This is a genomic window from Bacillus sp. S71, assembly GCF_016625265.1.
In the GTDB taxonomy this organism is placed as follows: Bacteria; Bacillota; Bacilli; order Bacillales; family Bacillaceae_G; genus Bacillus_A; species Bacillus_A cereus.
This window is the reverse complement of the sequence record NZ_JACVUW010000004.1, coordinates 342,762-363,543: the sequence shown is the minus strand read 5'-3', so window position 1 is coordinate 363,543 and position 20,782 is coordinate 342,762. Positions and strand designations below refer to the sequence as shown.

The following is a 20,782-nucleotide window of genomic DNA, read 5'->3' as shown; positions in this document are numbered from 1 at the left end:
CTTTTACAAAACATAACCAAGAAATCATTTCCGTAATTAAGGAGGGAAAATTATGCGCCAAAAAGCTATTTTTAAAATAGCAGTTTTACTTGCGTTCATAGGACTGTCTTTAATGGTCAGTAGTATACAACTAAAGAATGTAGAAGCTTTTTCTAATCAAGTTATTCAAAGAGGAGCATCTGGCGAAGATGTCATTGAACTGCAATCTCGTTTGAAATATAACGGATTTTATACGGGAAAAGTGGATGGTGTTTTCGGATGGGGTACATACTGGGCACTTCGGAATTTTCAAGAGAAATTCGGATTACCCGTTGATGGTTTAGCTGGAGCTAAAACGAAGCAAATGCTCGTGAAGGCAACGAAGTATGACAAGTCAACTGCTAATAAAGGGACGACAACGAATAAAGGAAATAGCGGCGGAACTGCACAAGAGAATAAACCACCTCAAAATAAAGGGACAAATGTTCCGAACGGTTATTCTCAAAATGATATTCAGCTTATGGCAAACGCAGTATACGGAGAATCACGTGGTGAACCGTATTTAGGACAAGTTGCAGTAGCTGCCGTTATTTTGAATCGTGTTACAAGTGCGTCATTCCCAAATACTGTTTCAGGTGTAATCTTTGAGCCTAGAGCATTTACAGCGGTAGCCGATGGACAAATATATTTAACGCCAAATGAAACAGCAAAAAAAGCAGTTTTAGATGCGATTAACGGATGGGATCCAACAGGAAATGCTTTATATTATTTCAATCCAGATACTGCGACTAGTAAATGGATTTGGACTCGTCCACAAATTAAAAAAATCGGTAAACATATTTTCTGTAAATAGAGCGGAGGTGGGACAATGTTACGAGGTATTATCATTGTATTATTAACAGTCGGTGTAGTAGGAACAGGCTATTGGGGCTATAAAGAGCACCAAGAGAAAAATGCGGTTTTAATTCGAGCGGAAAATAGCTACCAACGTGCATTCCATGATTTAGCATACGAAGTCGATTTATTACACGATAAAATTGGCACAACACTTGCGATGAATTCACGATCATCTTTATCACCTGCATTAGCGGATGTATGGCGTTTAACATCTGAAGCTCGCTCAGATGTAGGACAACTTCCTTTAACATTAATGCCATTTAATAAAACGGAAGAATTTTTAGCGAATATCGGTGATTTCAGTTACCGTGCAGCCATTCGTGATTTAGAAAAAGAGCCGTTAAATGAGCAAGAATATAAAACGCTACAAACTTTATATTCAAATGCAGGAAATATACAAGATGAACTAAGAAAAGTACAACATCTTGTTTTGAAAAATAATTTACGCTGGATGGATGTAGAAATGGCACTTGCATCAAATCGTGATCCAGCAGATAACACAATTATTGATGGATTGAAAACTGTAGAGAAAAACGTAACATCATATTCTTCTACAAACTTCGGACCGACCTTTACAAGTGCGCAAAAAAATAAAAAAGGCGGATTTGAAGCGGAAGGAAAGGCAATTTCTAAAGATGAAGCGGCGAAAATTGCCAAATCGTTTTTGAATTTAAAAGGAAATGAAAAAGTAGATGTAGAGAAAAGTGGAAAAGGTGCGAAAGAATCCTTCTATAGTGTGAAAATTAAAGATGAAGCAACGAACAATGAGTTCTATATGGATATTACCGGAAAAGGCGGATATCCAATTTGGGTTATGAATAACCGCGAAATTAAAGAACAGAAAGTTAGTTTAAACGATGCAGGTAGTAAAGGTTTAAAATTTTTAAAGGACCATAAGTTTAATAATATGGAGCTTTATGATAGCTCACAATATGATAATGTTGGTGTATTTACGTATGTAGTAAATGAAAATGGAGTACGAATTTATCCAGAAGCAATCCAAATGAAAATTGCTTTAGATGACGGTTCTATCGTAGGGTTCTCCGCAAAAGAATATTTAGCGTCACATCAAAAACGAACAGTTCCATCGGCAAAGCTAACTGCAGCAGAAGCAAGAAAGAAAATCAATCCGGATGTAAAAGTAATGGAAGAACGTAAAGCTGTAGTAGTTAATGATTTGCATAATGAAGTACTTTGCTATGAATTTGTAGGTACTTTAGGAAAAGATACGTACCAAATATTCATTAATGCTAATAGCGGGGTCGAGGAAAAGGTAAAGAAAATGCAAGCTGTTGAAAAAATTTATGATTAAACCTTAAAAGTGAAGTGGTGAAAATAATGAAAACTCTAATATATATATTAATGCTTTGCTTCGTTATAACTGGATGCAGTATTGGAACAAAAGAAAACCCAAACGAAAAGCCGGAACAAAAAAATGTTTCAATGAAAAATGTTAATTATACGAATAAATCAAATAAACCAAATGAAAAAGCGGCAGATCATTTAGCATCTTTAGCAGCAAGTGTGCCAGGTGTGAATGATGCGACAGCGGTCGTTGTTGGAAAGTATGCTATTGTAGGTATAGACGTAAAAGCAAAACTTGATCGAACTCGTGTTGAATCAATTAAATATTCTGTTGCAGAAAGTTTAAAAAATGACCCTGACGGTGCTAATGCAGTCGTTGTAGCAGATGTTGATACGTATGAACGCCTCAAACAAATCGGAAAGCAAATTAAAAAAGGAAAAACAGGTGAAGGTATACTAGATGAATTAGCGGCTATTGTGGGACGAGTAATGCCACAAGTTCCAAATGATATGATTGAAAATCGAGAAACGAATCCAATTAAAGATAATGATAAACAATTACCAAAAGATGAAGAACAAGAGTTAAGAAAAGAACAGGATGATCAATCAAATAATCATTTGAATAAATGAAATTAGCCTCGTACTTAATTGTGCGAGGTTTTTAAGCGTAATATTAAATATTCAGTTTATTTTTAAGGGAATATATGGTTTAATTATGATGGGAGGGACAACTGTTATGATGAAAAAAAGCGCATGTATATTGTTTAGTTTATGCTTAGGTTTCAGTATGACAGCGTGTGAAAAGAGAAAAGAAGCGAAAAATCAAACAGCAACTTCCTCTACTGTGATGGAAAGGCAACAGAAAGAATCTATCAATATAAATCATTTCTCGAACATAAATGAAGGAATGACTTATACAGAAGTGAAAGATTTAATTGGTTTTGAAGGGGATTTACTTATAGAAGAAGGGGTAGAACATTCTACACAAATTAAACAAATTTTTGCTTGGAAAGGAAACGATCCAAATTCATTTGTTGAAATTACCTTTTTAGATGGAAGAGTGCATTCAAAAGCACAGCAAGGTATAAGTTAATAAGCTAAAAAATGGGAGAGTTTAGCATGAACATACACACAGGGGAAATTCAATTAGTTCCGTATAAGGAGAAATATAAAGAAGTTATACAAACATTTACTTTACCAAGTGAACAAGTTCAGTTTACAGCAGATCCAAGCGCATTACTGGAAAAAGCAAAAAGTGATCGTACAAAAAATGTGATTGTTATTTTAGATTACAATAGGGTACCGGTGGGTCTTTTCGCATTGGAAACGGGAGATAGAGTAAAGGAGTTCACAGATAATGAGGATGCTTTACTTTTAACGTCATTTTCTATTAATCACAATAGACAAAGAAAAGGATTCGCTAAAAAGTCATTGTTATTATTAGAAGAGTTTGTAAAACGCTATTTTCCAATAAAAAATGAAGTTGTACTTGCTGTGAATGAAAGAAATATTCCTGCACAAAATTTATATGCAAAAGTGGGCTTCGAGGATAAAGGTTTTAGAAGAATGGGACCAATTGGCCAACAAATAATAATGCATTTACCTATAATGAAATAATGAGATAGAAAACTTACTCTTGAATATTCACGTAGTAGGTTTTTTTATTTTAACAATATATAATATATGTATATAAAATGAAACAGAAATGAAGGATATAAAAAATGAATCAAGATAGAAAATGGAATATCGTTGGGGGAAGAGTGATTAAAACTGGGATTGCAGTTTTTCTTACAGTGTTAGTTTGTGAATTTTTTAACATTCCAACTATTTTTGCTGTAATAACAGCAATTGTTACTATTGAACCAACTGCAACAGACTCAATAAAAAAAGGACTTATTCGCTTTCCGGCCTCAACAATTGGATCGGCATATGCTATGACTTTCACATTTTTCCTAGGTCACCAAGCAATTTCTTATGCATTAGCTGCAATGTTTACGATCGTAACATGTCAAAAACTAAGGTTACACGCGGGAACTTTAGTCGCAACTTTAACTGCTGTAGCTATGATTCCAATTACAGCAGATCATTATTTTACTGCATTTTTAATTCGTTTAGCTACTACATCTACTGGTATTATAGTATCTACTTTAGTGAATTTTTTCATTTTCCCACCCCACTACACGAAAACGATTTTTGGATGTACAGAGGATCTATTCGCTAAAACAGCAAATATTATGGAAGAATGGATTACTACATTAGTTGCAGGAAAAGGTATGAAAAAGGAGACTGCTCAGGATTTATCTAAATTGACTGTATTATTGCATAAGGCGATACAATTTGTTCAATATGAGCAGAAAGATTGGAAATATCATCAACATACAAAGAAGGAAATGAGAAGCTTTTTAATGATGCAGAAGCAACTTCATATATTACAGCAAATCATTTACCATATAGATAATTTAGCTCGGGTATCAATTGAGACTTGTGACTGGTCACAAAGTGAAAGAGAAATATTACAACGAACAATTCATTCTATAATTGCTATATTGAGAAACCATTGTAATGAAATTGATGAGGAACATTTCAAACTTATTGCTGAATTAGATAAGCAATTTTGGAGTTATAAAAATGATTTAAAAGATTTTAAACCAAATCATTATCATCACCATTTTTTAAGTGAATCTATTGTTTTATTTGAGGTATTATCTATTCATGATATGTTAGAAGAATTAAAACAAATATCCGAGAAATATGAGTTGGAAAATCGATTCAATTGATAAGTTCATTTTATTGTGGGGGGGATAATATGACACTTTATATTGCATTACTAAGAGGAATCAATGTCGGTGGCCATAAAGTAATCAAAATGGCTGATTTAAAACGAGTGTTTGAATCAATAGGGTTAAAACAAGTGAAAACATATATACAAAGTGGTAATATCGTGTTCGAATCTGAGGAAGGTATAAACTTTCTAAAGGACCGAATACAATCTGAACTAAAAAAAGAATTTGATTTCGATGTTCCAGTCATGCTAAGAACACATGATGAATTTATAAATATTATTAAACAATGCCCGTATGAAGTTCATTCATTGTTAGAAGGAGAAAGTGTTCATATTGCTTTTTTAGCTAATGAACTTTCTGAAGAAGAGAGTAGTCAATTGCTTACATTTAAAAGTGAACTTGAAGATTGCTATATAGATGAGAAGGTCGTTTATTTATTGTTCAAATATAGCATTCGAAATTCTAAATTAATGAACCAGTTTCAGAAGTTACATACACCAGCTACAGTTAGGAATTGGCGGACTGTGAATAAATTAAAAGCAATTGTAGAGAGTATGTAAATATAAAAAGATGAGGTTTTCTACATGTAGAAAACCTCATCTTTTTACTTATATTGTTTTGCAACTATAAGTTCGACAATAGGATAAATAAAGAATGAAGAGCAAATTGCGATGAACAGAGGGAGGTTTTTAACGCCATCTAAATTAACCCCCATAGAAAATCCTTCGGAGAAGATTAATAAAAGGAACATTACAACTACAAGCACAAAATACGCAATTTTAAAGCTTTTATATGTAATTTGTTGGCCCATTTCATCTTGACTTTCTTCTGATACACCGTGGGGATCTCCCCAAGTAATGTGATTAATTAAATTACTAAGTATTAACGAAAGAGCAAAAATCGTACCACCCAAAATAGAACCTTCAGTTATGTATTTATATGTGCCATGTACTAGTATTGCAATTAATGCTAAAACAATGATTATAAAAATAGTTTTTTTAGTATTCAATAAATAATTGCCCCCTCGATTGTAAAAAACTCTTTACAAATATAAGTATAAAATTGGAAAAGTGTCATGTCAAATACTTTTTACACACAATATGTAAGTATGCAATATTTTGTTTTTATGATAAATAAAAAATTACAATACATTTGAATGTAAAAGAATGGGCTCGCATATATTTGGAAGGGATGTCAGATTAATTTAGGGGGTAGTTATGTCTATACTTTTAAAAGCTGGTGCAGATGCAGGAAACAACGGTTTGAAGTTAATGGTGAAAGGGCAAGACCCTATTTTTATTCCGAGTATTTATTCTTTATATATAGGTGAGCCTACAGGACTCTTAGATGAGGTAGATGTTTCATTATCTGAATTAGAAAACCACATTGATGTGACTATAAGTTCGCCATCGTTAATGCTAAATAATGTACGATACATCGTTGGAGAAAAAGTCATTCAAGATCAATTAAAAGGTACTGAGGTAGAGAAGAAATCGAATAAGTCAACAGATGAGTTAATGGTTATTACAATACTATCAGGTTTGGCGGTAAGCGCTATGCGTCAAAGTCCAACTTCTAGCCATATTAATATTCGTTATGATTTATCTGTCGCTCTTCCTATGCAGCTTATTACACAAGAAATAGCTGCTGAAAATGCAAAACGTTATATGGGAAATCATAAGGTTATTTTCCATTATCCGAACGGACGCGATGTGACAATTAATGTTTCAATTGAGTATTGTAAATGCCTGCCTGAGGGTGCTTCAGGGACGTGGGGCATTGTATACGATGAAGAAGGAAATGTTGTGAAACATAAAATAGAATGTGAGCAAAATCAAGTTTCTGAAATTGATTTTGTAGATAAAACTCTACTCTCTTTTGATATTGGTGCAGGGACGACAGAAGAAGTTGTTTCATTAGGGGTAAATTTCCGTCCGCAACTAAGTAAAGGTTTATCTTATGGTGTAAAAGAGACGTTACTACAAATCATTACGAGATGGAACCGGAAGTATCCAACTAAGACGATTGATAGTATTACAGAATTCAATCAAATTTATTTAAATGATAAGCATCCGAGAAATACCTTATTAGTTGAGGAATCACAGCCAGCGCTATTAGGTTTAGCAGCGCGTGTCGCAACAGATATTATAAATAAAATTGATGATATGAAAGACGATCCATACGTGTTTATTTATGGCGGGGGTGCAGTAATTATTAAAAATAGTTTAAAAATGATTTTAAAGCAAAAAGGACGACTCAAAAATGTAATCTTTGTAGATAATCCGTTATTTACAAATGCACGAGGATTATTAGTATATACTTGTTCGCCAAAATATAGAGAGCATAAGCAAAAAGAGTTAGGATTTACAAACTTAACGATAAGTTAGTTGGTGGAAGTATGCGATCTAGGCGATATAAACGTGGTGATCGAGTAAAAATCAATATTCATAAATCGGTATCACCTGAAATGCTTGCGTGGCTGAATAAACAATCAAATCCAACTAATTTCTTCTTTTTTGCTGCGCAGCAATTATTTAAACAAGTAGGAGATATTGACGTTTCAAAAGCTTTACCAAGTAGCCATGTTTTCTCATTATATGTGGAGCCTTCATCCTTATTAAAAGTCGAAGTAAACCCTTTTAAAAACATGACACTAGAAGCAAATACATCCACCGAAAATGCAAAAAAAAAATTATGGGAATCTGTTGATCAATTAGATTGTCCATTTTTTTAAACATAGAAAAATATAAGAAGTCCCATCACTATACATACGAATACAGTGATGGGTTTTTGTTTGTAAATGGAAGAGGGCACAATACAATTTGTGCCCCCTTCTGTTAATTATTTGTTTGTCTAAATTTCAGATGTATGTTTAGAAACCGCAGTAATTATGCTTTCCCAATCATTTGGATGATTTTCATGACCTGCCCCTTTAAGAGTTAATAGTACTGAGCTTGGAATTTCATCAATTAGTGCGAGGCCATGTTCAAATGGGAGTGCTGTATCGTCTGTTCCATGAATAACCAATGTTGGTGCTTGTATGGAGTGAAGTACACCTTCATATGCATCATCACCTTGAAGTAAAGCGTGATTAAACATACTTAATAAATTGTTTGCGCGTTCTATTTCTTGTTTTACTTGTGTATAAACTCTATTTTCATCAAATATTCGTTCTGATCCACATAATAGACGAGATCCTGAAACTAAATACTCTGCCACATCATTTTTATTTGTCCAATCAATACTTGCGCTCTTTACATGATGTGTTAAAATCCTTTCATCCATTGGGGGTAAATCGCGAGTATTATTATCAGATCCTATTACACTAGTCGCTAGTAAAGTTAGCGTCAAAATTCTTTCGGGATGTTTTACAGCGGCAATTTGAGCAATCATACCACCTAATGACATACCAAAAAAATGGGCTTTATCAATATGATAAGCGTCTAATACCCCGATTGCATCTTCAGCCATATCTGTTACTGAATAATTTGAAGTGCCAGGTTCATATGTAACAGAGCGTCCAACATCGCGATTATCAAAGCGAATAACAAATTTTCCTGTGTTCGCCAACTGTTCACAAAATTCTTCATCCCAATATATCATTGAACAAGTAGCTCCCATAATTAATAAAATAGCGGGATCATTAGAGTTACCGAAGCTTTCTGTACATATATCAATACCGTTTATTTTAAATATCTTTTCACTCATAAAGTTAGCCCCATTTCTTTTGAATTTAATTAATAATACAGTTTTGAATAATTCTAAGATGTGTGTAAGATTCTTTTTGAAATTCATCCCGCTATTTGCCGGGCAGTAAGAGCCCGATTGGTGAGGAATGATTAAAGTTTTACTTTATAATGCTTTTTGCATAATTACCCCCAAAAATAAGTATATGGTAATTCAAGGCAAAAAATTTTGAGAAATAATTGTATGTTATTAAAATAAACAGTAAGGAGGAGAGGAAATGAAAGCAATTGTTATTGATCGATATGGCAGTGTTGAAGAATTAAAAGAAAGACAAGTTTTAAAACCGGTTGTTAAGAATAATGAGGTATTAATACGTATTCATGCAACATCTGTTAATCCAGTTGATTGGAAAATAAGAAAAGGTGACTTACAAGAACAGTTACGCTTTTCATTTCCAATCACTTTAGGATTAGATGTAGCTGGAGTTATTGAAGAAGTTGGAGAAGATGTAGAGTGTTTCAATATAGGAGATAAAGTGTTTACGAAACCTGAAAATATAGGAAGCGGCTCTTATGCTGAATTCATTGCAGTACAATTAGATTTAGTATCACATATGCCTAATAATATTAGTTACGAAGAAGCAGCTTCTATTCCTCTTGCAGGACTTACAGCGTGGCAAAGTCTTGTAGATTACGCAAAAATAAAAGAAAATGACCGTGTATTCATTCATGCCGGAGCTGGTGGCGTTGGAAGTTTGGCAATCCAAATCGCAAAATCATTTGGAGCTTTTGTTGCAACGACTGCTAGTAGAAAAAATAAAGAATTTTTACAGTCTTTAGGAGCGGATCTCGTTATTGATTATAAAAAAGATAAATTTGAAGAACTAGTATCAGATTTTGATATTGTGTTAGATACAATAGGTGGCGAAGTGCAAGAAAAAAGTTTTCGAATTATTAAACCTGGTGGTGTTCTAGTTTCCATTGTTCATGAACCACTACAAAAAGTAGAAGGAATAAAATCAGGATTTTTATGGCTAAAACCAAATGGAAAACAATTAGAAGAATTATCAGCTTTAATTGTAAACGGGAAAATCAAACCAATCATAAGTAAAGTGGTGCCATTTAATGAAGCAGGAGTTCGAGAAGCTCATATTTTGAGTGAAGGACAACATGTTAGAGGAAAGATTGTAGTTAAAGTGGAATGATAATCAAGATTACAGCTTATAGAGTAACTAGATTTGAATAACGAAAAAGCTCAACAATAAATAATATCCCATACTATACATTTTCATTTGCAGGTATTATTTATTGTTGGCTATTGTGATATTACTTCTAATAAATACTGTTTCGTATTGTATCGTGTAATTTCTCTAATCCAATTTCCATATCTTTCTCGTTTAACATTGAATAGCTAATTCTTAATTGGTTATCATTTGTTTCGTAATTTAATAGACAAGCTGTTCCTGGTAAAAAAGAGACATCTACTTCATTTGCTTTTTGTAATAAGGTAAAGGGATCTATCGAATCAGGCAGTGTCACCCATAAATTAAAACCGCCATTTGGTATTTCAAAGTTTAGTTCTTTTAATGGCGATAATATATCAATTGTTAAATCACGTCTCATTTGTAAAGCTGTTCGTAATTTTTCTAAATGATTTTTCATACGTTCCGCACGTAAAAACGGTAGAAGTGCCTTTTGTGTTAATAAAGGACTACCGATATCCATTGAACCTTTCACTGCATATAGCCACTCAAAAATAGGGCCATCGGCAATAAGTGCTGCAATACGCAATCCTGGTGCTAACGTTTTACTAAATCCTTTTATATATATTACGTGGCCATCCTTATCAAAACTTTTGATTGGAGGTGGTACTACAGCATCTTCAAAATATATTTCTCCGAAAGAATCATCTTCAATGATAAAAAATTGATATAGCTCCGCTAGTTCTATAAGTTCCATTCTTCGTTCTTTACTCATTACTGTACCTGTCGGGTTTTGGAAGGTCGGATTCGTATACAATAAAACGGGATTTTTACTTTGACAAATATCATCAATTAAGTCGGAGCAAACTCCATGATTATCAAGAGAAACAGGAATGATTTGAACACCTTTATTGATGAAAACATCAAGCGCGGCACTGTAACACGGACTTTCTACTAATACAGTATCTCCAGGTTTTAATAATGTTTGAGCAATTAAATCAATTCCTTGTTGTGCTCCGCTTGTAATTAATAATTGAGATGGGTCCGTCACTAATTTCTGGTGTTCATTTAAGTAATTTGCTATTTCAACTCGCAATTCATAATCGCCTTGAACTGGCCCATAAGTTGCTAACAACATCGGATTTTTATCCAGCAATTTATGCATTTCATCTGCCAAAAATGGATTTGGTAACAGACGAGGATACAGAATTGCTTGTGAAAAATTATAATATTTAAGGTGCTTATTCATTGCATATTGAGAACGCATAACATTAATCGTTTTCGTTTGTTGCCATTTATACGGAATTGGTTTGAAATCTTTCTTTACCCGTTTATATATGTAAGCACCTTTTCCTTGTTCGATGCGTATATACCCTTTCGTTTCTAACTGTTTATACGCTTTACGAACTGTTAATACATTGATTTGTAAATCTGTGGCCATACAACGTAAAGAAGGAAGAGATTCACCATGTGAAAGCATACCACTTTGTATTCTGTCAACAATTTGCATATATATTTGCTTGTAATACGGTATGTTTGTTTCTTTACGCAACACAATCTTCATAGGTTCACCTATTTTTCTTTTTAATTTAATTAAAGCGAAAAATATATAGGGAATCAACTACAACTTGAAGTAACTGTTATATGTACCGATACACTGTTATACACCATAGCCTCTATACTCATTTTAAGAGTAAAAAGGAGGAAGTAAAATGGTCATTTTTAATTACATTTTAGTATGTATTATTTTCGGGACAACATTTTTAACGATTAAAATTGGAATTGAAGCAGGGGCGCCACCGTTGTTTTCAGCAGGAATTCGCTTCTTTTTAGCGGGTATAATCCTTATGATTATTTTTAAATTAAAGCGAAAAGAAATTATGCCACATATATTTTCAAAACGTATTATGTATGCTGGATTTTGTTTAACATTTATGACATTCGCAAGTTTATATTGGTCAGAACAATATATTTCTTCGGGATTAGCTGCTGTTCTTTCTGCTACGGGACCAATGATGATTTTATTAATACAAGCAAAGAGGAATAGGGAGAAATTACAAAAGGAACAACTCGTTGCTTTAGTTATTGCACTAATAGGTGTTATATTTGTTTCTTTACCAGGAATGCATCAACAAGTAAGTTTCATATGGAGTATTGCTTGTATTGTTTTAGTTATAGGAGAGTTATTTTACGGAATAGGCTCTATTCGTTCAAAAGAAATACTTTCAGATTTATCAAATGTATCACCATTTCTTATTAACGGAATTCAAATGTTTTATGGAGGGATTTTACTACTAATCGCATCTATTATTGTAGAACAACCAAATGTAACTGTATTAACTTCATGGAGTGTACAATGGCCTATTTTATATCTCATATTTATCGGATCGATCGGTGGACACGGATTATATTACTGGCTCTTATCAAAAACAAACCCAGTATTTCCATCGACGTGGTTGTATGTATCACCATTAATAGCAATTATCGTAGGGTATATCGTATTAGGAGAACCCTTAAATCCTACAATGGGAATGGGGGCTTGTTTCATTTTGATAGGTGTATTTTTAGCAAACCGTACAACAATTGGAGCTTATTTTAAGCAAGGGAAGCTATTAAAGAAGGAGCTTTAAATAGAAACGACTGAAGTGTTTTGAGAACTTAAATAGATGACACAAAAAACATGCTATTACTAATTTGTAGCATGTTTTTCTTATTGGAGCCGTTACCGTAATTTTCCTGTATAATAACGAACAGTGTTCGTTATGTTATAAATAGAACAAGTAATTCAAAAACATGTAAGGTGTGATTAATGATGGAAAGAACGAAAAATACGAAAAAAAGAATTGCCATTATAGGCGCTGGACCAGGAGGATTAACATTAGCTCGTATATTACAACAACATGGTTTAAAAAGTGTGGTGTATGAAAGAGAAACATCCCCAATGAGTCGTCAACAAGGAGGTTCATTAGATATCCATCATGATTCTGGTCAAGAAGCGCTAAAAGAAGCAGGATTGTTAGAGAAATTTTATGAATTTGCTAGATATGAGGGAGAAGATTTTCGCTTATTTGATAAAAGTGGAAAAATATATTTAGATGAAGAAGCAGATTCAGCTGGCGGAGATCGTCCTGAAATTGATCGTGGTACTTTGCGTGAGTTGCTTTTAAACTCTGTTGATTCAGAATGTATACATTGGGGATATAATTTAATAAAAGCCGTTTCTCTAGAAAATGGTATGCATAAACTTCATTTTGAAAATGGACATGTAGATATTGTGGATTTAGTTGTAGCGGCAGATGGTGCTTTTTCACAAATTCGCCAACTTGTCACAGATTCGGCACCGCAATATACTGGAATTAGTATGATTGAATTGAATTTGCAAAATGTCACGGAAAATCATCCGGGAATAGCGGAGTTTAATCGACGTGGTAAAGTCTTTGCACTTTCGGATCAAAAAGGTATTTTGGCACAGTTAAATGGAGATGACAGTATTCGAGTATACTTAAGTTTTAGAACTAATAAAGAATGGCTTGATAATTGTGGGATTCCATTTGAAAATGTAGAAGAAGCAAAGAGTCAACTTCTACAATATTTTGAGGACTGGGATGAAACTCTTAAAAATTATATTAGATGTGCAGATGGTGCAATTTTTCCTAGACGAATTTATATGTTACCTGTGGGGCTAACTTGGAATAGTACACCTGGTGTTACTTTAATTGGTGATGCTGCTCATTTAATGTCTCCATTTGCTGGAGAAGGTGTGAACCTAGCTATGCGTGATGCAGCAGAACTTGCACTAGCTATTGTAAAGTATGACGATTTGAACGAAGCAATCAAAACTTATGAAGGAAAAATGTACGATTATTCTTCACAATCTGCTGCTATCTCAAATGATAACCTTGAAATTTGTTTTTCAGAAGATGCTGCTATTAAAATGTACAATCTTATGAATCAACTTCATGGACAACAATAAAACTGGATGTAATTAAGGAGAACTATGGAAGAGAAAACAAATACAACGAATAGCCGTCGTTCGCGACCAGCAAAAGAACCATTGAGTAAAGAAATCATTGTGAAAACCGCATATAACCTCCTGGAGTCTGAAGGAATATCAGGTCTTAGTATGAGAAAAATTGCAAAAGTGCTAGATACAGGACCATCTTCTTTATATGTTTATGTTAAAAATGCTGATGAATTAAGAGCGTTTGTATTAGATTATGGTCTAGGAAAGATTGAAGAAATAGATGTCAAAAATGAAACATGGAAAAAAGAATTATTTGAACTTGTATATTCGTATTTCAGAATTTTGTTCAATTCCCCTGGAATGGCAGAATTGGCTTTAATGACAATTCCAATTGGACCAAATTCGTTAGCTCTTACCGAACAGATTTTGCACCAATTACACCTAGGAGGAGTAAATGCGAAATCATCAGCATGGGGAGTAGATATTCTACTGTTATATGCTGCTTCAGTCGCCTTTGAACAAACAGCACGTAAAGAAAAGGGAACTACACTTGACGCAATTCGTGCTTCGTACGAAACATTAGATGTAGTAAAGTATCCGATAATTGTAAGCTTAAAAGATGATATGTTGTCTGGTGGAGAAGAAAGGTTCCGCTGGGGATTAGAAGTTGTACTTCAAGGTATTTTACATGCACAATAATAAGGATTTTAAAATCGAGAATTAATGGCGATATTTATATAAAATAAAAAACACACTATGTCTTTAAAATATAGTGTGTTTTTTATAATTAATTCACTTTTTTAATAAAGCCTTTATAATGACGTTTTACAAGCTGGCTTTCTAACGTCTTCATAGTTTCTAGTGCTACACCGACAATGATAAGTAAGCTTGTACCACCAATTTGAGCAGAAGGTGGTAACGTAGCAATTTTCGTGAATACGAGCGGTAATATAGAAATTGCACCTAAGAAAATTGCACCAATAAATGTTAAACGGTATAAAATTTTAGTTACATATTGTTCAGTTGCTTTACCAGGACGAATCCCAGGAACATATCCATTTTGCTTTTTCAAATTCTCAGCCATTTGTTCAGGATTTACTTGAATAAATGCGTAGAAGTATGTGAAAGCAACAATAAGACCGACATAAAGTGTCATTCCAATTGGATGTGCGAAATCAAGATTTGCAACTAACCATTTTGATACGCTTGAATCAGGGAAGAGCTGCGCAATTGTACGCGGCGTCATTAAAAATGCAGAAGCAAAGATAACTGGTATAACACCAGCACTATTTACTTTAAGCGGTAAATGAGTGTTTTTTGCTCCTTGATATTGATTGTTTCCTGAAACAGCTTTTGCATATTGGATCGGTATTTTACGTACAGCTTGTTGAATGTAAATAACACCAACAACTATCGCTAAAATTACGAGTCCAATTAAAACAATTTTTATTATGTGCATAAATAGCTGATCGCCAGCATTTTGGAATTGTTGTAAATAAATTTGATTTGCAACATTTGGAATCGCGGCAACGAGACCTGCGAAGATAATCATCGAAATACCATTACCAACTCCGTTAGCGGTAATTTGTTCGCCTAACCAAAGTAAAAATGCAGTACCTGCAGTTAAAACTGTCGCAATAAATAAGTATGTAGTCCAGCTTTGATCTGTTATTAATTGTCCACCTGCTATATTATTAAAGCCATAAGACATTCCGATGGCCTGTATGAATGCGAGAATGATTGTAAAGTATCGAGTGAATTGAGCTGATTTCTTACGGCCCATTTCTCCTTGCTTTGCCCATTCCGAAAACTTAGGTATAACATCCATTTGTAGTAATTGTACTATGATGGAAGCTGTAATATATGGTGTAATACCTACAGCAAAGATTGAGAAATGTTGCAATGCTCCTCCACCAAATACGTTTAACATACCTAGAACGTTAGCTTGATCTTGTACTTTTAATACCTCTGCGTTAGTATGAGGAACTGGAATAAACGTGCCAATTCGAAAAACGATTAACATCGCTAGTGTAAAAAGGATTTTCCTTCTTATCTCAGCTACTCTCATGAAATTTGAAATCGTACGAAACATTATGTCGCCTCCTATATTTTTATCAGTAAAAAACTGATTATTATACCCTATGAAGTAACCACAAACCTCCTTCCGCACTAAATTCATTTGACAAATGGATTTTCATACACTTTGTAGTTTTCACGGATATAAAAATATAAGGTGTTATATAAGCGACCTTTACACTTTACGTAATCATTCAATACCCATAATATATCGAATAAATTAACAAATGTACATACATACGCATTAAAAATGAATAAATAGGGCCATTTTTTACATTTATTTAATGATAAATTGATAGGAGATTATTATTCAAGATTGTTATACATGTTATAAAAATAAAAGCGAGCCATTATGATTTATAACTAATATTCATTCAAATGTGTCAGCTAATAGTGTCTCCCAATCTTTAAAGGATAATTTATCATTTATATGTTTTAGTGCGTTAGGTACAAAAATATGACAAATAAGTTCTAAGCTATTACCATCTGGATCAATAAAATAAACAGATGCATTACCTTGATGTGGACGGACAAATGGTTCAATAGATTCATTACTCCCAAACGGAACAGCTTTAATTTGAAGTGAGTGTAACCAATGTAATGATTCTTTTAAATCCTCATAGGAAACTCTAAATGCAATATGACGTAAAGAAGGATGATATTTTGTTTCGTATTCAGAGCCCGCCCATAATCCCAGCCAACTTTTCCCGTCCTCAATCCAAAAGAATGCTGTTGATTCATCGCTCCAGGCTAACTTCAACCTTAGTTTTTCATAAAATTCGATAGATTGTTGTAAATTACTCACTGGTAAATGCGCTTCGTATATTCCTTTAATCAATTAAAATCCTCCACCTTTTTATTTTCTTACAATTAATATATCGATTTAAAAAGAATGTAAAATCAAATAAAAGTATGAAAGTACATACTACTTTAGTAGTAATAGTAATCAATTATATTTCAATTCAAATTCATCGCCCGCTGATTAAAGTTTCACTTTATGTGATTAGAAAATTCTTTTTGTTTAAGAAGGAATAAATATTAAAGAAAGCTAAATAAACAGTGTACGTATTTATAGGGGAGAAGATGTAAATGAAAGTTGTTATAAAAAAATTACCACCATTAGAAGTAGCGTATATAAGACGAACTGGTAGCTACTTTGAACCGCAAGATCATTGGGGAAAGTTACTGAACTGGTCAATTGAAAATAAACTGTATCCACCAGAGCAATCATTTATCGGAATATCATTAGATAATCCTGAACTTGTTGCAAGTCATAAGTGCCGGCATGATGCATGTGTTACGATTCCTGAAAACTTCGATAAAGAAAAGTATCATGATGTGCAATTTAAAAGATTAGATGGAGGTACATATGGTCTATACCAGTTCTATGATGAACCTCATAAATTAAGTGAAGCGTATCAATACATGTATGCAGAGTGGCTACCAAATAGTGAGTATGATGCAGATTATGATAGAGATAATTTAGAGTTTTGCTTAAATAATGTTGCTGAAGATTTAGAAGGAAAGTTAAAGGTTGATTTATTTGTGCCAATTAAAAACATACAAAAAACAAATAACTTCATTTGTGGCTTTAAAATGAAATTGGAATAGTAGTGAAAGAAAATCTGTTTTCGAAGATAATATTTTTAGCGTAGAAATTTAAGTATGAAGGTTGCAATGAAAGGAGAATCCGCATGGATACATTTGTAAATGAAAAGTTTTATGAAACGAGAAATCAATTAGTTGAGGAAATTTCTTTGTTGAGTGATGCTCAATTTAATAGGAAACCAGATAAGGATAAATGGAGTATTGCACAAGTTTGTCATCATTTAGTTTTATTAGATGAGAGAGTGATAACAGTTATTTCCTCAGGGTTAAAAAAGTTAGATAGTACCCAAAATGAGCGTAAAGAAATTCATAATATTTTATTAGATAGAACGAAAAAGTTTATAGCTCCAGAAATGATTGAACCAAGTATAGAATCATTTGAAGTGCAGCAAATGCTCAATATGCTAAGCAAATCAAGAAAAGAATTGATGCATTTCCTGAGTACAATAGAAGATGAGTCTGTATTAGCGAAAAAATCAGTGATGCATCCAGCTCTTGGAGAATTGCCCCTTAATCAGTGGATAGAACTGATCTATTTGCATGAACAGCGTCATATTTCACAAATAAAAGAGATAAAATTGCTTTGTGAAATTGAAAAGTAAAAATTATTCCCTATTTATTGATACGTATTATAAACAGGGGAAACGGTTGATTCATATTGATTCAGAAGAAAACAAAAATAGAATGAAATTAGTTGAAAGTGACCAATAAGCTTAAGAAAATATGAAACTATCCGATTTTCTGTATAAGTGTAACCCCGTCTTAAATGAAGAGCGGGGTTATTTTTTTGAAAGTGTATTTATTTAGAAGGAGATAAATCAGCAACGAAACTCAAAAAATTAATCATCATAACATATTGTATATGCCCGTTTTAATAAATTGAAATGATGATAAATGATATGTCCTTATTTTGAAAGTACACTTCACAGCCTTAAGGAAGGGGGATTCTGTCAGAAAACGATAAAATACAATTCTGTTAGGGATGTATGCAATTTATTCTCTTTATTTTTGCAACAGAACCACCTTCAAAATTATCTTTTGTAGTTGAAGTTTCCTGAATAATAAGTTACATTTTTAAAGTTCAAGCAACTTTATGAAAGTACAAAAAGGGGAGAAATATTATTATTATGCAAAAAATGAAATGGAAGAACTATGTATGTTACTTTGTAATTCTATTACTGCTTGGAACGGCAGTAATAGTCAAACCATCTATCTCTAAGGCTGAGGAATCTGAAGTTAATATCACATTGTTAGGTACTGCAGATATTCATGGTAGATTTATGCCTTGGGATTATGCGCTGGATGGAGCAAATATGAGTGGAAGTTTGACGCAGCTTTATACGGTTATAAAGAAGGTTCGTCAAGAAAATCTAAATACCATATTAGTAGATGCCGGGGATACAATTCAAGGAAACTCAGTAGAATTATTCAACGATAAGCCACAATCGCCAATGATGGTAGCGATGAATACAATGGGATATGACGCCTGGGCATTTGGAAATCATGAATTCAACTTTGGATTAGATACATTGAAAAAAGTTAGTGAGCAATATAAGGGAAAAACGTTAGCAGGTAATATTTATAAGGAAAATGGAGAGCGTTTTCTTCCTGCATATACAATTGTAGAAAAAGGTGGAATTAAAGTCGGGATTATTGGTATGAATACCCCAATGATTAGTGACTTTGAAAAAGGGACAGATCACTTAAATGGTTTAGTGGTGAAAAATCCGGTAGAAGAGACGAAAAAGGCAATTAAGGAATTAGAAGGTAAAGTAGATGTAATGGTAGGAGTTATGCATATGGGACTAGAAAATGAGAATGGTATCCCTGGTACTGGTGTTCAAGATATTGCAAATGCTTGTCCGGAACTAAGTGCTATTTTTGCGGCTCATATGCATAAACTTGTAAAAAAAGAAGTTGTAAATGGCGTAATTATTACAGAACCAGATAAATATGGAACACATATTTCACGTATTGACCTTACTTTTACAAAGCAAGATGGGAAGTTGGTTTTAAAAGATAAAACTGCTACCGCTATACCTGTAAAAAATACTGATGGAACAACGATATTATCTGATCCTACACTTGAAGAAACACTAACACCTTTTCACGAATATGCGAGAGGAGATGCAAATGTTGTAGTCGCTCAATTAAAGGGTAGAAATCTTGTTCCTGAAAATGAAATAAAGGGTATCCCAAGTGTTCAGGTTCAAGAAACACCTTTATCAGATTTCTTTCATGAAGTCATGCTCTACTACAGTAAAGCAGATGTAGTAGCCCATCAAATTGATAATGATTATGCCCGTTTGGATACAGGTCCTATTAAGAAAAAAGATATTGCGTATAATTACCAATATGCCTTGGGAGAAATTACAGTATATAAGATTTCTGGAAAAGATTTAAAAGACTATATGGAATGGGCAGCAGGATATTTTAACTCATCTCGTGCCGGAGATGTAACCGTTAGCTTTGATAAAACCCGCCGTGCATCTAAATACAGTACGAACGATTTCTTTGGAGGCGTAAAATACGAAATTGACTTAACAAAACCATACGGAAGTAGAATTACAAATTTACGCTCTATTCGTACAAACAAACCAATCAAAATGAGCGATGTTATGACGCTGGGAATGAATGCATATAGAATGGAGGCTCTTCAGGCAAAAGGAGGAGCTTTAGAGGGGCGTAAGTTTGAACAAATTTGGTCATCTAAACAAGAGAATGCATTTGGAGAAACAGGTGGAACCATTCGTAACCTTGCTATTACATATTTAAAAGAGGTAAAGAACGGTGTATACACACCAAAAGTTATGCGTAATTGGAAAATTACTGGTGTAGATTTACATTCTTCAGAGCATAAGGCTGTAGTTGATCTTGTGAATAAAGGGATTTTAGAAATTCCAAAAACAGAAGACGGAAAATACACAAATATAGCATCTATAAATACGAAAGACTCAATTTCAAAAGAAGAGATTGTAGCACTCTCACAAAAAGCAAATATTAATCCAAATCAGTTTAAGCATATAAAAACGAAAGGTGAATTTTACAAAAAACTTAGTAGGATTACTAAAAAAATATAAATTATAAGGTTTCTTATAGTAATTGTTATTTTAATAACATTAAACCCACTCTTACAATAGTAAAGAGTGGGTTTTTATGTTGTTATTTAGAGGTAAGTATACTTTTATTACAATGAATATAGATAATTAATAACTAACCAATTGGATGAGCGCCTATAAGGACTCTCTTTTATTCAAATTAATGTACATATGTGTTCCGTTC

21 protein-coding genes are annotated in these 20,782 nt (G+C 33.3%); 16 read left to right on the top strand and 5 right to left on the bottom strand.

From position 1 onward, the window contains the following. The first annotated feature begins 52 nt into the window (after positions 1-52). From sleB to IBT51_RS12030, 7 genes are all read left to right on the top strand, one after another. Positions 53-832 (top strand): spore cortex-lytic enzyme, encoded by a 780-nt coding sequence (gene sleB, locus IBT51_RS12060; protein WP_001249053.1) that lies wholly within the window; start codon positions 53-55, stop codon positions 830-832. Positions 833-847: 15 nt separating this feature from the next. Next, on the top strand, positions 848-2,188 hold the full coding sequence (gene ypeB / locus IBT51_RS12055; RefSeq protein ID WP_000943728.1) for a germination protein YpeB: 1,341 nt from the start codon (positions 848-850) through the stop codon (positions 2,186-2,188). 26 nt (positions 2,189-2,214) lie between these two features. After that, a complete protein-coding gene (locus tag IBT51_RS12050) occupies positions 2,215-2,811 on the top strand; it encodes a YhcN/YlaJ family sporulation lipoprotein (RefSeq protein WP_000854060.1) in 597 nt (198 codons plus the stop codon). A 106-nt stretch (positions 2,812-2,917) separates the two neighbouring features. After that, the gene (locus IBT51_RS12045) at positions 2,918-3,274 is read left to right on the top strand and encodes a hypothetical protein (RefSeq protein ID WP_075718757.1); all 357 of its coding nucleotides are present in this window, start codon (positions 2,918-2,920) and stop codon (positions 3,272-3,274) included. 11 nt (positions 3,275-3,285) lie between these two features. Beyond that, entirely contained in the window at positions 3,286-3,798 is a 513-nt protein-coding gene (locus IBT51_RS12040; protein WP_141435877.1) for a GNAT family N-acetyltransferase, read from the top strand. 104 nt (positions 3,799-3,902) lie between these two features. Continuing rightward, entirely contained in the window at positions 3,903-4,958 is a 1,056-nt protein-coding gene (locus tag IBT51_RS12035; protein WP_200458273.1) for an aromatic acid exporter family protein, read from the top strand. 29 nt (positions 4,959-4,987) lie between these two features. After that, entirely contained in the window at positions 4,988-5,524 is a 537-nt protein-coding gene (locus tag IBT51_RS12030) for a DUF1697 domain-containing protein (RefSeq protein WP_075718761.1), read from the top strand. Positions 5,525-5,568: 44 nt separating this feature from the next. Here IBT51_RS12030 and IBT51_RS12025 read toward each other — a convergent pair whose 3' ends face one another. Next, complete coding sequence (locus IBT51_RS12025; protein WP_075718763.1) at positions 5,569-5,973, bottom strand: hypothetical protein; 405 nt, start codon at positions 5,971-5,973, stop codon at positions 5,569-5,571. Positions 5,974-6,181: 208 nt separating this feature from the next. On the opposite strand from IBT51_RS12025, the gene IBT51_RS12020 reads away from it, so the two are divergent. Both IBT51_RS12020 and IBT51_RS12015 read left to right on the top strand, forming a co-directional pair. Next, positions 6,182-7,351 (top strand): ParM/StbA family protein, encoded by a 1,170-nt coding sequence (locus IBT51_RS12020; RefSeq protein WP_000025622.1) that lies wholly within the window; start codon positions 6,182-6,184, stop codon positions 7,349-7,351. A gap of 11 nt (positions 7,352-7,362) precedes the next feature. Beyond that, complete coding sequence (locus IBT51_RS12015) at positions 7,363-7,698, top strand: hypothetical protein (RefSeq protein WP_001257761.1); 336 nt, start codon at positions 7,363-7,365, stop codon at positions 7,696-7,698. 119 nt (positions 7,699-7,817) lie between these two features. On the opposite strand, the gene mleBCA is transcribed toward IBT51_RS12015, so the two are convergent. Beyond that, complete coding sequence (gene mleBCA / locus IBT51_RS12010; RefSeq protein WP_075718767.1) at positions 7,818-8,672, bottom strand: BCA family alpha/beta fold macrolide esterase; 855 nt, start codon at positions 8,670-8,672, stop codon at positions 7,818-7,820. Between the two features lie 256 nt (positions 8,673-8,928). Here mleBCA and IBT51_RS12005 point away from each other — a divergent pair, with 256 nt between their 5' ends. Beyond that, positions 8,929-9,855 carry an NADP-dependent oxidoreductase gene (locus IBT51_RS12005; RefSeq protein WP_000644577.1) on the top strand — a complete coding sequence of 309 codons (927 nt, stop codon included), beginning with the start codon at positions 8,929-8,931 and terminating at the stop codon, positions 9,853-9,855. Between the two features lie 127 nt (positions 9,856-9,982). On the opposite strand, the gene pdxR is transcribed toward IBT51_RS12005, so the two are convergent. Further along, positions 9,983-11,416, bottom strand: coding sequence for a MocR-like pyridoxine biosynthesis transcription factor PdxR (gene pdxR / locus IBT51_RS12000; RefSeq protein ID WP_078400584.1), 1,434 nt, complete (start codon positions 11,414-11,416; stop codon positions 9,983-9,985). Between the two features lie 148 nt (positions 11,417-11,564). Between pdxR and IBT51_RS11995 the strand changes: the two genes are divergently transcribed. The 3 genes from IBT51_RS11995 to IBT51_RS11985 all read left to right on the top strand — a co-directional run bounded on the left by IBT51_RS11995 (position 11,565) and on the right by IBT51_RS11985 (position 14,515). Further along, positions 11,565-12,482 (top strand): DMT family transporter, encoded by a 918-nt coding sequence (locus IBT51_RS11995; protein WP_000234338.1) that lies wholly within the window; start codon positions 11,565-11,567, stop codon positions 12,480-12,482. 179 nt (positions 12,483-12,661) lie between these two features. Beyond that, positions 12,662-13,825, top strand: a complete 1,164-nt coding sequence (locus tag IBT51_RS11990) for an FAD-dependent oxidoreductase (protein ID WP_075718771.1) — start codon at positions 12,662-12,664, stop codon at positions 13,823-13,825. 24 nt (positions 13,826-13,849) lie between these two features. After that, positions 13,850-14,515, top strand: a complete 666-nt coding sequence (locus tag IBT51_RS11985) for a TetR/AcrR family transcriptional regulator (RefSeq protein WP_200458274.1) — start codon at positions 13,850-13,852, stop codon at positions 14,513-14,515. Between the two features lie 88 nt (positions 14,516-14,603). Here IBT51_RS11985 and secY read toward each other — a convergent pair whose 3' ends face one another. Further along, entirely contained in the window at positions 14,604-15,908 is a 1,305-nt protein-coding gene (gene secY / locus IBT51_RS11980; RefSeq protein ID WP_000490135.1) for a preprotein translocase subunit SecY, read from the bottom strand. Between the two features lie 354 nt (positions 15,909-16,262). Continuing rightward, positions 16,263-16,730, bottom strand: a complete 468-nt coding sequence (locus IBT51_RS11975) for a VOC family protein (protein WP_075720547.1) — start codon at positions 16,728-16,730, stop codon at positions 16,263-16,265. A 251-nt stretch (positions 16,731-16,981) separates the two neighbouring features. Between IBT51_RS11975 and IBT51_RS11970 the strand changes: the two genes are divergently transcribed. The 3 genes from IBT51_RS11970 to IBT51_RS11960 all read left to right on the top strand — a co-directional run bounded on the left by IBT51_RS11970 (position 16,982) and on the right by IBT51_RS11960 (position 20,580). Beyond that, positions 16,982-17,503 carry an AraC family transcriptional regulator gene (locus tag IBT51_RS11970; protein WP_088023978.1) on the top strand — a complete coding sequence of 174 codons (522 nt, stop codon included), beginning with the start codon at positions 16,982-16,984 and terminating at the stop codon, positions 17,501-17,503. A gap of 83 nt (positions 17,504-17,586) precedes the next feature. After that, positions 17,587-18,102, top strand: coding sequence for a DinB family protein (locus IBT51_RS11965; protein ID WP_200458275.1), 516 nt, complete (start codon positions 17,587-17,589; stop codon positions 18,100-18,102). Between the two features lie 525 nt (positions 18,103-18,627). Further along, positions 18,628-20,580 (top strand): bifunctional metallophosphatase/5'-nucleotidase, encoded by a 1,953-nt coding sequence (locus tag IBT51_RS11960; RefSeq protein WP_200458276.1) that lies wholly within the window; start codon positions 18,628-18,630, stop codon positions 20,578-20,580. Positions 20,581-20,782 lie beyond the last annotated feature (202 nt).